Source organism: Achromobacter sp. ESBL13, from assembly GCF_036668755.1.
Taxonomy (GTDB): Bacteria; Pseudomonadota; Gammaproteobacteria; order Burkholderiales; family Burkholderiaceae_B; genus Achromobacter.
In genome coordinates this window covers 337,120-349,846 of the sequence record NZ_JAZEVT010000001.1, presented here as the reverse complement: position 1 = coordinate 349,846, position 12,727 = coordinate 337,120, and the positions used below count along the sequence as shown (strand labels likewise).

The 12,727-nt window shown below is 64.2% G+C and carries 14 protein-coding genes; 3 read left to right on the top strand and 11 right to left on the bottom strand.

Annotation, left to right across the window (positions count from 1 at the left end; translation table 11 throughout):
- Window positions 1–105 precede the first annotated feature (105 nt).
- The 11 genes from flgL to flgB form a co-directional block, all read right to left on the bottom strand.
- Window positions 106–1,365, bottom strand: coding sequence for a flagellar hook-associated protein FlgL (flgL, locus tag V6F88_RS01600; RefSeq protein ID WP_332607610.1), 1,260 nt, complete (start codon window positions 1,363–1,365; stop codon window positions 106–108).
- A 45-nt stretch (window positions 1,366–1,410) separates the two neighbouring features.
- Window positions 1,411–3,084, bottom strand: coding sequence for a flagellar hook-associated protein FlgK (flgK, locus tag V6F88_RS01595; RefSeq protein ID WP_332607609.1), 1,674 nt, complete (start codon window positions 3,082–3,084; stop codon window positions 1,411–1,413).
- A gap of 73 nt (window positions 3,085–3,157) precedes the next feature.
- A complete protein-coding gene (gene flgJ, locus V6F88_RS01590; RefSeq protein ID WP_332607608.1) occupies window positions 3,158–4,135 on the bottom strand; it encodes a flagellar assembly peptidoglycan hydrolase FlgJ in 978 nt (325 codons plus the stop codon).
- 5 nt (window positions 4,136–4,140) lie between these two features.
- Window positions 4,141–5,277 carry a flagellar basal body P-ring protein FlgI gene (locus V6F88_RS01585; RefSeq protein WP_332607606.1) on the bottom strand — a complete coding sequence of 379 codons (1,137 nt, stop codon included), beginning with the start codon at window positions 5,275–5,277 and terminating at the stop codon, window positions 4,141–4,143.
- Window positions 5,278–5,279: 2 nt separating this feature from the next.
- Complete coding sequence (locus tag V6F88_RS01580) at window positions 5,280–5,969, bottom strand: flagellar basal body L-ring protein FlgH (protein WP_046807742.1); 690 nt, start codon at window positions 5,967–5,969, stop codon at window positions 5,280–5,282.
- Entirely contained in the window at window positions 5,969–6,754 is a 786-nt protein-coding gene (gene flgG / locus V6F88_RS01575) for a flagellar basal-body rod protein FlgG (RefSeq protein ID WP_006219047.1), read from the bottom strand. Before flgG ends, V6F88_RS01580 begins: the two co-directional genes overlap by 1 nt.
- Window positions 6,755–6,818: 64 nt before the next feature.
- Window positions 6,819–7,580, bottom strand: coding sequence for a flagellar basal body rod protein FlgF (locus tag V6F88_RS01570; protein ID WP_046807743.1), 762 nt, complete (start codon window positions 7,578–7,580; stop codon window positions 6,819–6,821).
- Between the two features lie 33 nt (window positions 7,581–7,613).
- Window positions 7,614–9,083 carry a flagellar hook-basal body complex protein gene (locus tag V6F88_RS01565; RefSeq protein ID WP_332607604.1) on the bottom strand — a complete coding sequence of 490 codons (1,470 nt, stop codon included), beginning with the start codon at window positions 9,081–9,083 and terminating at the stop codon, window positions 7,614–7,616.
- Between the two features lie 69 nt (window positions 9,084–9,152).
- A complete protein-coding gene (locus V6F88_RS01560; protein WP_046807745.1) occupies window positions 9,153–9,851 on the bottom strand; it encodes a flagellar hook capping FlgD N-terminal domain-containing protein in 699 nt (232 codons plus the stop codon).
- A gap of 20 nt (window positions 9,852–9,871) precedes the next feature.
- Complete coding sequence (gene flgC / locus V6F88_RS01555; protein ID WP_046807746.1) at window positions 9,872–10,291, bottom strand: flagellar basal body rod protein FlgC; 420 nt, start codon at window positions 10,289–10,291, stop codon at window positions 9,872–9,874.
- 22 nt (window positions 10,292–10,313) lie between these two features.
- The gene (gene flgB / locus V6F88_RS01550; protein WP_006219042.1) at window positions 10,314–10,721 is read right to left on the bottom strand and encodes a flagellar basal body rod protein FlgB; all 408 of its coding nucleotides are present in this window, start codon (window positions 10,719–10,721) and stop codon (window positions 10,314–10,316) included.
- A 177-nt stretch (window positions 10,722–10,898) separates the two neighbouring features.
- Between flgB and flgA the strand changes: the two genes are divergently transcribed.
- The 3 genes from flgA (at window position 10,899) to V6F88_RS01535 (ending at window position 12,553) form a co-directional block, all read left to right on the top strand.
- On the top strand, window positions 10,899–11,615 hold the full coding sequence (gene flgA, locus V6F88_RS01545) for a flagellar basal body P-ring formation chaperone FlgA (protein ID WP_332607603.1): 717 nt from the start codon (window positions 10,899–10,901) through the stop codon (window positions 11,613–11,615).
- Between the two features lie 127 nt (window positions 11,616–11,742).
- Entirely contained in the window at window positions 11,743–12,036 is a 294-nt protein-coding gene (flgM, locus tag V6F88_RS01540) for a flagellar biosynthesis anti-sigma factor FlgM (RefSeq protein WP_046807748.1), read from the top strand.
- Between the two features lie 37 nt (window positions 12,037–12,073).
- Window positions 12,074–12,553, top strand: a complete 480-nt coding sequence (locus tag V6F88_RS01535; RefSeq protein WP_332607602.1) for a flagella synthesis protein FlgN — start codon at window positions 12,074–12,076, stop codon at window positions 12,551–12,553.
- Window positions 12,554–12,727 lie beyond the last annotated feature (174 nt).

Sequence of the window (12,727 nt, the reverse complement as noted above, 5' to 3'; positions counted from 1 at the left end):
CTACCCTGAACGCAACCACGGACGCCCCGGTCCTTGACCGGAAGCGTCCGAGAGTGGCGCAGTAGGCCCAAGCCCTACCCGGGCCCGGCCTGGAAAAACTGCCGCTTATTTGCGGCTGAAAAGGCTGGATCCCTGGATGGTCAGGAACGCGCCGGAAGCCGCTTGCAGCGCCACCTGGCGCAAGGCAAGCTGGCTGGTGCCGGCGTAGTAGTCCAGATCTTCCAGGTCCGACAGCGTCTTGGAATACGTCAGGCCCTTCTTCGTGCCGGTCGCGTCCAGCGCTTCCAGCTCGTTCATGCGGGCGCCGACCGAAGCGGCCACGGTCAGGACGTTGTCGTAGTTGTTCGACAACTTCTTGTTGGCCGTCGCCAGTTCGTTGTTCAGCTTGGCCAGGGCAACTTCATCACCGGCGATCGGCGAATCCAGCACCTTGATCAGGCTGTCCAGCGTGTTGAACATATCCAGGTCCGCCGACTGCACGGACTCGACATTGATCACATCGCCGTTGGCCGGCGTGCCCTTGATCACAACCGACACGCCACCGAAGTCGATGGCAGCGCCATCGGTATAGGGCGTGGCGGCGGCGGGCGGCGCGGGCGTGACGACGGGCGGCACGGGCGGATTGGCATTCGGGTCCGTCGTGGTGACGCGGTAGCCCATGCTGCCGGTGGTGGGGTCCGCTTCGAACTGGACCTGGAAATTCTTGCCGATGTTGGCCGAACCGGGCGTGACCGAGACCGTGCTGAACTGCGCAGTGCCGGTGTTGCCGTTGGCGGCGGTGCTGACGTAAGCCTGCGAACCGGGGTTGGCGCGGCCGAACACATCGCTGCCCAGGTCGCTGGTGGACAACTGGCGCGACTGGTCCACCTGCACCGTGCGTTCGCCGGTGGCGCCGCTGTAGACGATCTTGCCCGTGGTGTCCTGCGAATAAGGCACCACGCCGCCCTGATAGCCCGAGAACACGTACTGGCCGTTGCCGTCCGTGCTGTTCGCCAGGCCCAGCAATGCGTCGCGGGCGCTTTTCAGCGCGGTCGACAAGGCTTGGCGATCGCTGTCGGCGAACGTGCCGTTACCGGCCTGGATGACGCGGGTACGCACGTCCTGCAATGCCGTGGTGATCGAGTCCAGGACGTTGCTTTCCTGCCCCAGATTGGTCATGGCCGTGTCACGGTTCATGCCGTACGTGCTGTTCATGCTCTGGGTCTGCGCCACGCCGATGGACAGCGAGGCCGACAGGGGATCATCCGCGGGCGTCAGGAACTTGCGACCGCTGCCGACCTGTTCAACCAGGCGGTTCATGTCGGATTCCTGAGCCATAATGCCGCTCAGGCCGTTCGCGTACATCATCGAGGTGCTCAAGCGCATGGTCCAACTCCGAATTGCTTTGTAGTCATCACAGTAAAGATCGCCTTAGCCGCGCAGGCCCAACAACGTGTCGAACACGGTGCTGGCCACATCGATGAGGCGGGCGCTGGCCTGGTACTGCTCTTGATAGATCGACAGGCTGACGTATTCTTCATTCAGGTTCACGCCCGACACCGCCTGCTGGGCAGCCGTCGTCTGCTTGATCAGGTTGGCCTGCGCCGTGGCGGCCGTCTTGACCTGGGCGGTCTGCACGCCCACCGTGTTCACCACCTGGGCAAACATGTCGGCGGTGCTCATCGTGCCGTGGCCCAGCACCTTGGCGTTTTGCAGTTGCGCCAGCTTCAGGGCGTTCTTGCCGTTGGCGTCGCCGCCATCGGCGTCGGCCGCAGCCACTTTTTCCGGGTCGCTGATCAGCACGTTGATGTCGCGCGCGGCATCGCGGGTGGGCGACAGCGACCACTTGTCGCCGGCTTGCGGCGGCGCACTGATCGTCAGCGTCACGCCCATCTCGGCGTCCAGGTTCAGCGTGGCGTTCGGCGGCGTGCCGGTCGCGGGGCCGTTGTACACGCGCGAGCCTTCCGGCATGCGCAGCACCTGGTAGTTGGTGCCGTCAAACGAGATCTCGTAGTCCTTGGCGTTGATGTTGTTCAACGTGGTGAACTGGCCGGTGATCTGGGCGTTGCTCTTGTTCGCGGTGTTGGGCACGCCGGTGGGCGAGCCGATGCTGAAAAAGTCGGTGCCCGGGTTGCCGTTCTGGTCCAGGCCCTGCTTGTGTTGCTCGTTGAACGACAGAGCCAGGCCAACGGCCATCTGGCCCAGCTGGTTCTGCATCGTGTCCAGCGACGTTGCGCGAAACTGCAACAGGCCGCCCAGGCTGCCGCCCGTGACGTCGCTGTCGCTCATTTCAACGGCCACCGTCTTGCCCGAGCCGGCCGGCAGCGTGTAGGCCACGACCGTGCGGCTGGCGTCCTTGGACGAAGCCACCGCTTGCAGCGGATACAGCGTCGTGCCGGACAGCAGCGACTGGCCGCCCTTGGTCAACGAAATATTGATCTTGTTGCCCTGCTCGTAGGTGGTGATGCCTACGATCTGGTTCAGTTCCAACACCGCCTGGTCGCGCTGGTCGAGCAGGTCGTTGGGGGGGCTGCCGTTGGCCTTGCCGGCCGCCAGCGAAATCTGGGTGTTCAGATCGTCGATGCGGCTCAGGTAGCTGTTGACCTGCTCCACCGTCGTGGTGATCTGCGTGTTCAACCCTTCACGCTGGTTCTGCATCTCGGAATAGGCCGAGCGGATCTGCGTGGTCAGGCTGTTGGCCTTGCCCAGCAGGTCGGCGCGGGCCGCCGGGTCGGCCGGCTTGCTGGCCACCGTGTTCATGCTGGTGAAGAAGTCGGTCAGGCCCGGGGCGATGCCCACCGTGCGGTCGGCAAACAGATTGTTGATCTGCGACACCTGCGAGAACTGCGTCTGCAATTGCGCACCGCTGCCTTGCGCGCCGACCAGCTGCTTGTACAGGAAGCTGTCGTAGCTGCGCTCAACCGTGTCCACTTGCACGCCGCGGCCGATGTAACCGTTGGCGGTGGCTTGGGCGCCGGCGGTCGAGGTCAGGACGCGCTGGCGGTTGTAGCCCACCGTGGTGGCATTGTTGATGTTGTGGCTGGCGGTTGCCAGGCCCGCCTGGGCGGCGTTCAGCCCGCCCAGCGCTGTTTTGTACAAGTTCATGCTGACAATGCCCCGTATGTAACCGCAGCTGATATTTCTGGATACTCCAATAACGGCAGGAGATCGTCCAAATTTAGAGTCCTTCCAACATCTGGCGAGAAATTTCCACGTTGGAGGCCGCGCCGCGCAACTGGCCCATGATGCCGATCAATTTTTGTGCATAACGCGGGTCGGTTGCGTAGCCCGCGTCCTGGATCTTGCGAGCCGCGTCGATCTCGTTGCGCGCCTGGGTAACGGCCTCGTAGCGCGGGCTGTTGCCGATCAGGCGGGCGTAGTCCGAGAACGACTCCTCGTAAGAGGAATAGGCACGGAACGGCTGCGTCACCTTTTTGGCAACGCCGCCTTCGTATTCGGTGGTCAGCACGTTGACGACCTTGCCGCTCCAGCTTGCGCCGGCCTTGATGCCGAACAGGTTGTAGCTGGTGCTGCCGTCCGGGTGCTTGATTTCGCGCTTGCCCCAGCCCGATTCCAGCGCCGCCTGACCCATGATCAGACGCGCCGGCACGCCGCTTTGCTGCGACGCCAGGTTGGCCGCGCGCGACATCTTCGACACGAAGTCCACCACGTGCTCGGGTGCGCCTTCGGCGGCGGCCAGCGCGCGGTCGCTGGGCCGGTTGTTGCGCATCACGTTCAGCAGCGCCGACACTTCGCGCGAACCGCCCGTGCGGAAGTCCAGGTCGCCGCCCTGCCCGATTGCGCGCACGGCCTCGTCGGACATGTCCGACGGCTTGCCCTGCTGCATCTGCGAAAGGATGGATTGCGTCAGGCCGATGCCGGGCGAGGCCAGGTGCAGCGCCAATTGCTCGTCTGCCATGGACTGCATCATCTGCGTCTGCTGCGAATCGAACAGACCTTCCTTGGGCGTGGCCTCGCGCATGCGCTTGACCATCATTTGCAGGAACAGGGCCTCGAACTGTTTGGCCACCTGCTTTTGCTGCTCGGTGCCGGCAGGATCCTTCTTGACGTCGCGTTTCAGGTCCGACAAGCGGCCCATGTCAAAGACGGATTCCTGACGGCCCGCGCCGCCCGCCGCATCTTGGGTAATTGCCATGGCCGTCAGATGATTTCCAGTTCGGCGCGCAAGGCGCCCGCGGTTTTCATAGCTTGCAGGATGGCCAGCAGGTCTTGCGGTGTGGCGCCCAGGGCGTTCAGGCCCTTGACCACGTCAGCCAGGTTGGCGCTGGTGCTTACGCGCTGCAACGAGCCATTGTCCTGGCGCACTTCGATCTGCGTGTTGGGCACCACCACCGTCTGACCTTCCGTGAAAGGCGTGTCCGGCTGCGACACCTGGTTCTGGCGGTTGATGATGACCGACAGGTTGCCGTGCGCCACGGCGGCTTCTTCGATCATGACCGTGCGGTTCATTACGACCGAACCGGTGCGGGCATTGATGATGACCTTGGCCACCGTGGGCGCGCGCGCCACCTGCAAGTCTTCCACTTGCGACAGGAAGCGCGCCTGCGAGGACTGCTCCATCGGCGTGCGCACCTGCACCACGCGCCCGTCCAGCGCGGTGGCCGTGCCTTGGCCGAACTTGCGGTTCAGCGCCTGCGCCACGTTCTGCGCGGTGCCGAAGTCGGTGTTGTTCAGTTCGACGTGGATGTAGCCGTCGCGCGAGAACGTGGTGGGCACGCCGCGTTCGACGATGGCGCCCGCGCTGATGCGGCCGCCGTTCAATTGGTTGATCTGCACACTGGAGCCACCGGCCGACGCGCCCGCGCCGCCGACCAGGATGTTGCCCTGGGCGATGGCGTAGACCTGGCTGTCGGCCCCCTTAAGCGGGGTCATCAGCAAGGTGCCGCCGCGCAGGCTCTTGGCGTTACCCATGGACGACACCACCACGTCCAGCGTCTGGCCGGGCCGTGCGAACGCGGGCAAGGTGGTGGTGACCATCACGGCCGCCACGTTCTTCAATTGCATGTTGCTGCCGGCCGGCACGGTGATGCCCAGCTGCGACAGCATGTTGGTCAGGCTTTGCTGCGTGAAAGGCGTCTGGCGAACCTGATCGCCGCTGCCGTCCAGGCCCACGACAAGGCCGTAGCCGATCAGCTGGTTGCCCCGCACGCCCTGGATCGAGGCCAGGTCCTTGAGCCGCTCGGCGTGCACCGCGCCGGCGCCGGCCACCAGCCCTACCGCCACGCACACACGGGCGAACAGGGACAGCATGGCGGATATCGAGGTGGGTTTTGTCATGGTCAGAACGGCGAAGCAAGCAGGAAGAAGCGTTGCAGCCAGCCCATGGTCTGAACTTCGTCCATGACGCCCTTGCTGCGATATTCGATGCGGGCGTCGGCCACCTGCGTGGACGACACGGTGTTCGTGCCGGTGATGGAGCGCGGATCGACCACCCCGGCGAAGCGAACGTATTCGCTGCCGCGGTTGATCGCGATCTGCTTCTCGCCAGCCACCTGCAAATTGCCGTTCGACATCACGCCCACGACCGTCGTGGTGATGGTGCCGGTAAAGGCATTGTTGGCGGTGCTGTCGCCCTTGCCCTGCGCCACGTTGCCACCCTTGGCGTCGGTGTTCAGGTTGGCGCCGGCCCAGCTATCCATGAAGGACGGGGCTGCCGCGATACCCAGCGTGGCCGATCCGGTGCGGTTCGTATTCGTCGCCACGTTCTTGGACGCATTGGTGCGCTCGTTCAGCACGATGGTGACGATGTCGCCCACATTGCGCGGACGGCGATCCTCGAACAAGGGATAGTTGCCGTACGTGGTGGGCTGATAGATCGACCCCGTCGGCTGCGCCATTGGCATGGGCGGCGGCGGCGGTGCGGCCGTGGTCGGCCCGGTCACGATGGGCTCGGGCGGAATCATGGCGCAACCGGCCGCCAGCATAGCCAGCGCCGCAGCGAATACCAGACGCAGGACAGACATGGGCATCACAGTTGGGTCAGGCGGGCCAGCATCTCGTCAGAGGTCTTGACGGCCTTGCTGTTCATTTCGTAGGCGCGCTGCGTCGTGATCATGTTGACCAGTTCTTCAGCCACGTTCACGTTCGACGTTTCAACGTAGTTCTGCATGATCGAACCCGCGCCGTCCACACCCGGTTGCAGCAGGTTGGCGGGGCCCGACGCATCCGTTTCCAGATACAGGTTTTCGCCGATGCTTTGCAGGCCGGTGGGGTTGATGAAGGTGGCGATCTGCAACTGGCCGATCTGCACGTTCACGCCGGCGGCGCCCGGTTGGGTCACCGAGACGATGCCGTCCTTGCCGATCGAGATGGACAAGGCGTTGTCCGGCACGTTCATGGGCGGCTGGATGACGTAGCCGCTGACGGTGGTCAGCTGGCCGTTCTGGTCGCGTTGCAGCGCGCCGTCACGGGTGTAGCCCTGCGTGCCGTCGGGCAGTTCCACTTGCAGGAAGCCACGGCCGTTGATGGCGATGTCCATTTCGCCGCCCGTGTTGTTCAGGTTGCCGGCGGTGTGGATGCGCTCGGTGGCGGCCACGCGGGCGCCCGTGCCCAATTGCAGGCCGGACGGCAGTTGCGTGGCGTCGCCCACTTGGGCGCCGGGCTGGCGCAGCGTTTGGTACATCAGGTCCTGGAACACGGCGCGGCCGCGCTTGAACCCGTTGGTGGAAACGTTGGCCAAGTTGTTCGAGATCACGTCCATGGAGGTCTGTTGACCTTCCAGGCCCGTTTTGGCAATCCACAACGAACGCATCATGATGAAGTTACTCCTGGTGCCGCGGCGGCGCCGCGCGCGAAATTGGTTTGAATCAGCGGCCGAATCAGCTGACGGACAAAATGCCGTTGGCGCGTTCCGCGTTACGGTCCGACTGCTGGATCACCTGCATCTGCTGCTCGAAGCGGCGGGCGTTTTCAATCATGCCCACCATCGCTTTCATCGGATTGGTGTTGCTGCCTTCCAGCACGCCGGACAACAGGCGCAGGCTGGGGTCCGCCGGCGCGGGCGGCGCGGGCTGGCCATTGACCGGCGCCAGGCGGAACACGCCGTCGTCGCCATGCACCAGTTGCGCGTTGTTCGGGTTGGCCAGCTTCAGGCGACCGAGGTTCAGAATATTGTTCGGGCCGTCGCCGGCGCCGATGGCCGTGATGGTGCCGTCGGACGTGATCGTCAGCGAGGCCTGGTCGGGCACATCGATGGGGCCGCCCTGGTCGGACAGCACCGGTTGGCCCAGCGACGTCTGCAACAGGCCGTTGATGCCCACTTGCAGGCTGCCGCCGCGCGTATAGGCTTCGCCTTGCGGCGTCTGCACGGCGATCCAGCCGTTCTCGCTGGCCAGGGCCACGTCCAGGTCACGGCCCGTGGTCTGCATGTTGCCCATTTCAAAGCTGTTGCCGGGGGTCGAGGCCACCGTCGAAACACGCGTGGGCAGGCTCACTCCGTCCGTCACGGGAACCGAGCGGTACAGCGCGATCTGCTCGCGAAAGCCCGTCGTGTTCACGTTGGCCATGTTGTTGGAAATCGCGGCCTGCTGCTCAGTGATACGTGCCGCGCCATTCATGGCGGTGTAGATGATTCTGTCCATTGCCTATTCCGTCGGTGTCGTCGCGAGCCAGCTTTACTTCAGGTTCATCAGGACTTGCATGATTTCGTCCTGGGTCTTGATGGTTTGCGAGTTGGCCTGATACGTGCGCTGGGCAATGATCATGTTGACCAGTTCCTTGCTCATGTCGACGTTGGACGCTTCCGTCGCCTGACCCACCACCTTGGACATGCCGTTGGTGCCCGGCTGGCCCAGGATCGGTTGGCCCGAGGCGGACGTTTCCGTCCACGCGTTGTTGCCCACCGGTTGCAGGCCTTGCAGGTTGGCGAAGTCGGCCAGCACGATGTTGCCGACCACTTGCGTTTCGCCGTTGGTGTAGCTGGCCACCAGGCTGCCGTCGCCGCCGATGTTGATGCCGCTGAATTCACCGGAGGTGTAGCCGTCGGGCTTGGCAACCAGCTTGTAGTTGCTGCCGTACTGCGTGGTGCCGGTGTAGTTCATGGCGATGCTGATGGGGTCGGCGGGCGTGGTGGTGCCGCCGGGCTGGGCAAAGCTCAAGGTCACGACCGGGGCGCTGGTCAGCGCGCCGGCCTTGTTGAACGTGAACTGCTGGGGCGTGCCCCAGACACCGCCCGCTTCGGTCGTGGGCGCCATGGCCTGGCCGTCCATCGTGTAGTAGACGTCGTACACGCTGTTGCCGGCGGCATCCGCCGGGCGCTTGACGAAGTACTGCATCACCTGGTGCGAGTTACCCAGCGAATCGAACACCGTCATGGGCGACGCGTTGGTGTAGCTGTTGGACACCGTGGGGTCGAACGGACGGCCGATTTCGGTGACGGCGGCGGTGTAGTTGACGTAGCCGGGGATCTGGCTGATGTCGCCAGAAGTGATTGCACCACCCGCCCCAATTACCACTTCATTCGGAGCCGTGCCATAAGTAGCAGCCGGCGGCACCGCGCCCGACCACACCACCGCACCCAGCGGGTCGCGGGTAAAGGTATAAGCCGTGCCGCCCAGGGACACGCTGCCGTCGACAGCCGGGGCCGTGACGGTATCAACCGGGTAGACCACCTTGGCGTTGGCGTCCAGGTTGGCCACGGTCGTGCCGGTGGCGGTGGCGCGCGGCGCCACGTTGGCCGTCGGCAGTTGCAGTTCGACCGGGTTCGCGCCGATGGCGCCGGCGGGGTAGCCCGTCAGGCGATAGCCCTGCGCGTTGACGATGAAGTTGTTCTTGTCGACCAGGAATTCGCCATTGCGCGAATACATCACCGCGCCGCTGGTGTCCGTCAGGCGGAACATGCCCTTGGCGCCGTCGATGGCGATGTCGTATTCGCCACCACCGCCCTGCACCGTACCCACGGTGAAGCGTTGGTTGATGGCGGCGACCTTGACGCCCAGGCCGACGCGCGAGCTGGCGTACACGTCAGCAAACGAGGCCGTGGCCGACTTGAAGCCGACCGTGCCCGAGTTGGCGATGTTGTTGCCGATCACGTCCAGGTTCTGCGCAGCGGCGTTCAAGCCGCTTAGTCCTTGTCCGAAGCCCATGTTTTCTCTCGCTAATTAATGATGTGGAGCCGTCGCCCGTGCGCCGGCATCGATTCAAATCCGCCCGGTTCAGGCGCCGATAACCTTGCGCACGTCCAACATGCTGGTCTGGCCTTCCAGGCCCAGGTCCAGACGCAGTCCGTTCGTCGAGTAAGCCACGCTCTTGACCTGGCCGTAGCTCAGGACTTCCGCGTTCACCTTCTTGCCGTCGCCGTCGGTTGCCAGCACGGACACGGTGTACGCGCCCGGCTCCAATGCCACGCCGCCGTCGTTCTTGCCATCCCAGTTCAGGGTGTAGACGCCAGTCTTCTGTTCGCCCATTTCAATGGTGCGCACCACGGCGCCGTTCGCGTCGGCGATACGAACCTGGACCTTCTGCGCATCGCTTTGCAGATCCAGGCCGTAGGGGGTGACGACGCGCTCGGCGGCGTTGTCGCCGTCCACGCCGACCTTGACCTTGGAACCCGGGATCAACACGCCCTTGCCGATCATCGACACGGCGTTCATCGACTGGGACACATCGATCTGGCCGCTGATGGCCAGGATGGTGCTTTTCAGGTTGGTGATACCTTCCACCGTTGCGATCTGCGCCATCTGCGAAGTCAGCTCGGCGTTTTGCATCGGGTTCAGCGGGTCCTGGTTCTGCAGCTGCGTCATCAGCAGCTTCAGGAACTGGTCTTGCAGGCCCTGCGACGTGATGGAGCTGCCGGCGCCCGCCTGGGCCAGGCCCAAGCCGGTGGTGCTGGTGTTTTGATCGACGGTGGTCATGGATTCACTCTGAGCGGAAATTAGGATTGACCGATGGTCAACGTCTTTTGCATCAAGGACTTGGCGGTGTTCAGCACTTCGACGTTCGCCTGGTACGAGCGCGACGCCGCGATCATGTTGACCGTTTCGGCCACGGGATCGACGTTGGGCATGCTGACGTAGCCCTGGGCGTCGGCCAGCGGATGCTTGGGGTCATAGATCTGCTTGAGCGGCGACGGGTCCTGGATGACGCCGGCGACGCGCACGCCGCCGATCTCCTGCCCCATGGCCTGGCCGGCGGCCGGGTTGACCTGGAATACAACCTGGCGCGCGCGGTACGGCTGGCCGTCCGGGCCCACCACGCTGTCGGCGTTGGCCAGGTTGCTGGCCGTGACGTTCATGCGCTGCGACTGCGCGCTGAGCGCCGAACCGGCGATATCGAAAATGCTCAACAAGGACATTGCCTGTTGCTCCCTTTATGGATCAATCCTGAATGGCGGTCTGCATGGTCCGGATGCGGCCGGAGATCATTTGCATCGTGCTCTGGTAGTGCAAGGTGTTGTCGGCGAACTGCACGCGTTCGATGTCCATGTCCACCGTGTTGCCGTCCATGCTGGGCTGGTAAGGCAAACGGAACAGCAGGTCCGTCGGGCCCTGCGACACGGCCTTGGCCGGAATGTGGCGCGCGGAGGTCAGCGTCAACGACGTATCGGCCAGGCGCTTGGAATCTTCCATCGCGTTCTGCATCGCCGTCTTGAAGTCGAAATCGCGGGCCTTGTAGTTCGGCGTGTCGGCGTTGGCGATGTTGGACGACAACACTTCCTGGCGCTGCGCGCGCAGTCCCAAAGCCTGCTGGTAGAACCGGAAATCTTCGTTAAGCCTGTCTAGCATCGTGGCGCCTTCGTGCGTTGCAATACGGATAGAGCACGGGACTTCGGACACACCGTTATCCCATTGGGTGACGGAATCATAGGGGCCGACGGTGAAACACAATCAGCCAAATAACCCGCCATTTCTCATCCAATTCACGTATTGCCAAGCGGCCCGGACTCTTACAATTCAGTCATCATGAAAATCTCCGCACGACTTCTCCTCGCGCGCGCAAGCGGCCTTCTTGTCCTGGCATTGGCAGGCAACGAAGCCGCGCTGGCGCAAGACGCCGCCAGCCAGCCGCCCGAGGCCATCGTCATCGCGGCGCAAGACTATCTGCTTGAACAACTGGCCGCCCTGCCCGGCCAGCCTTCGGTGGCGATCGACCCGCCCCGGGTGGACCGGCTGGCGCCCTGCGACGCGATGTCCCCGTTTATGCCGTCGGGCATGAAGCTGCGTTCGCGCATGACGGTGGGCGTGCGCTGCAATGGGCCCAAGCCCTGGACGACGTATGTGCAGGCCACTGTCAGCGTGCCCGGGTACTATTACGTCGCTTCACGCATGATCGCGGCGGGCCAGGCGCTGACGCCGGACGACCTTGCCCCCCGGGACGGCGACCTGGTGTCGCTGCCGCCCGGCGCCATCACCGACCCGCAAACCGTCGTGGGCATGTCGGCCGCCTATCGCATCAACGCCGGCCAGCCGGTGCGCGGCTCGTCGCTGCGCAACGCGCAGTCGGTCATGCGGGGCGCCAACGTGCGCATCAACGCGCGGGGCAACGGATTCGTGGTCAGTAGCGAGGGGCAGGCACTGGACAATGCAGCGCCGGGCGCCACGGTGCAGGTGCGTACCGCCAGCGGCCAGGTGGTCAGCGGCGTGGTGCGCAACGCGGGTCTGGTGGAAATACAACTGTAGGGTCTGTTACAAATCGCGCGACACCATTGGGCAAGCTGCCCTAAAGTTCCTTCCGGCCCTGTCGTTACAGAGACAATAGTAGGCGTATCCGTCGCAAACCGACCCAGGACGCCCTGCGGAGAAAACCTTGAAAATCAATTCGACCACCAACCGGCCCCTGTCGGCCGACGCCGTGAGCCAGCGCCCGGATTCCGCGGTTGCGCAAGCCTATGGCGCAAGCACTCCCTCGGGCTCCAGCAGCTCGCAAGTGGCGTTGAGTTCGGCGTCGCGCAAGATGCTGGCCCTGCAAGACGGTTCGAACGACATCAACGTCGAGCGCGTGGCCGCCATCCGTGCCGCCATTGCCTCGGGCCAGTTGAAGATCGATACCGGCCGCATTGCCGACAGCCTGATCGCCAGCGCGCGTGATCTGCTGAAGTAATCCTGTCCACCGCCCTATCCTCCTTCGAAGCATGACCATGAACCCCGTCGATTCCCTCCAGGCCTGCATGCGTCAGGAAGACGCGCTGATTACCGAGTTTTCAGCCATTCTGGAAGAAGAGACCGAGGTTCTGGTCGGGCCGGGCAACGTCGGCGCGCTGCAAGCCATCACCGAGCGAAAGTCGCGAGTGGCCCAGCAGCTGGTGGACCTGAGCGGCACGCGCGACGGCCTGTTGGCCGAAATCGGGCTGCCCATTGGCCACGCCGGCACCGAGCAGGCGGCCGTGCTGCATCCGCAGTTGTCGGGCATCTGGCACGCGCTGCTGACCAAGTCGGCTTCGGCCAACGAGATCAACCTGCGCAATGGCGCGTTGATTGATGTGCATCTGCGCTATACGCAGCAGTCGCTGGACGCGCTGCGCGACGTGAACGGCGCAGGCGGCAAGAACGCAACCTATGACGCGTACGGCCGAGGTGCACGCGGCGCGCCTAATCGCAAACCCATCGTCGCCGGCTGATCCGGCGAATAGTCCCTGGCGCGGCATGCGCGCCAACATACGTGAATTCTTGTGAAAGCGCGCGGAATCCCTGACGGGATACCGCGCGCTTTTTGTTGGACAGCAGTGCCGGGGCTTCGGCTGGGCTTGAGCCCGGCGCTGGGGCTCTGGGGCTATGGGGCTATGGGGCTATGG

Coding starts and splice junctions, on each gene's coding strand:
- flgL (WP_332607610.1), bottom strand. CDS start 1,365: ATGCGCTTGAGCACCTCGATGATGTACGCGAACGGCCTGAGCGGCATT.
- flgK (WP_332607609.1), bottom strand. CDS start 3,084: ATGAACTTGTACAAAACAGCGCTGGGCGGGCTGAACGCCGCCCAGGCG.
- flgJ (WP_332607608.1), bottom strand. CDS start 4,135: ATGGCAATTACCCAAGATGCGGCGGGCGGCGCGGGCCGTCAGGAATCC.
- V6F88_RS01585 (WP_332607606.1), bottom strand. CDS start 5,277: ATGACAAAACCCACCTCGATATCCGCCATGCTGTCCCTGTTCGCCCGT.
- V6F88_RS01580 (WP_046807742.1), bottom strand. CDS start 5,969: ATGCCCATGTCTGTCCTGCGTCTGGTATTCGCTGCGGCGCTGGCTATG.
- flgG (WP_006219047.1), bottom strand. CDS start 6,754: ATGATGCGTTCGTTGTGGATTGCCAAAACGGGCCTGGAAGGTCAACAG.
- V6F88_RS01570 (WP_046807743.1), bottom strand. CDS start 7,580: ATGGACAGAATCATCTACACCGCCATGAATGGCGCGGCACGTATCACT.
- V6F88_RS01565 (WP_332607604.1), bottom strand. CDS start 9,083: ATGGGCTTCGGACAAGGACTAAGCGGCTTGAACGCCGCTGCGCAGAAC.
- V6F88_RS01560 (WP_046807745.1), bottom strand. CDS start 9,851: ATGACCACCGTCGATCAAAACACCAGCACCACCGGCTTGGGCCTGGCC.
- flgC (WP_046807746.1), bottom strand. CDS start 10,291: ATGTCCTTGTTGAGCATTTTCGATATCGCCGGTTCGGCGCTCAGCGCG.
- flgB (WP_006219042.1), bottom strand. CDS start 10,721: ATGCTAGACAGGCTTAACGAAGATTTCCGGTTCTACCAGCAGGCTTTG.
- flgA (WP_332607603.1), top strand. CDS start 10,899: ATGAAAATCTCCGCACGACTTCTCCTCGCGCGCGCAAGCGGCCTTCTT.
- V6F88_RS01535 (WP_332607602.1), top strand. CDS start 12,074: ATGAACCCCGTCGATTCCCTCCAGGCCTGCATGCGTCAGGAAGACGCG.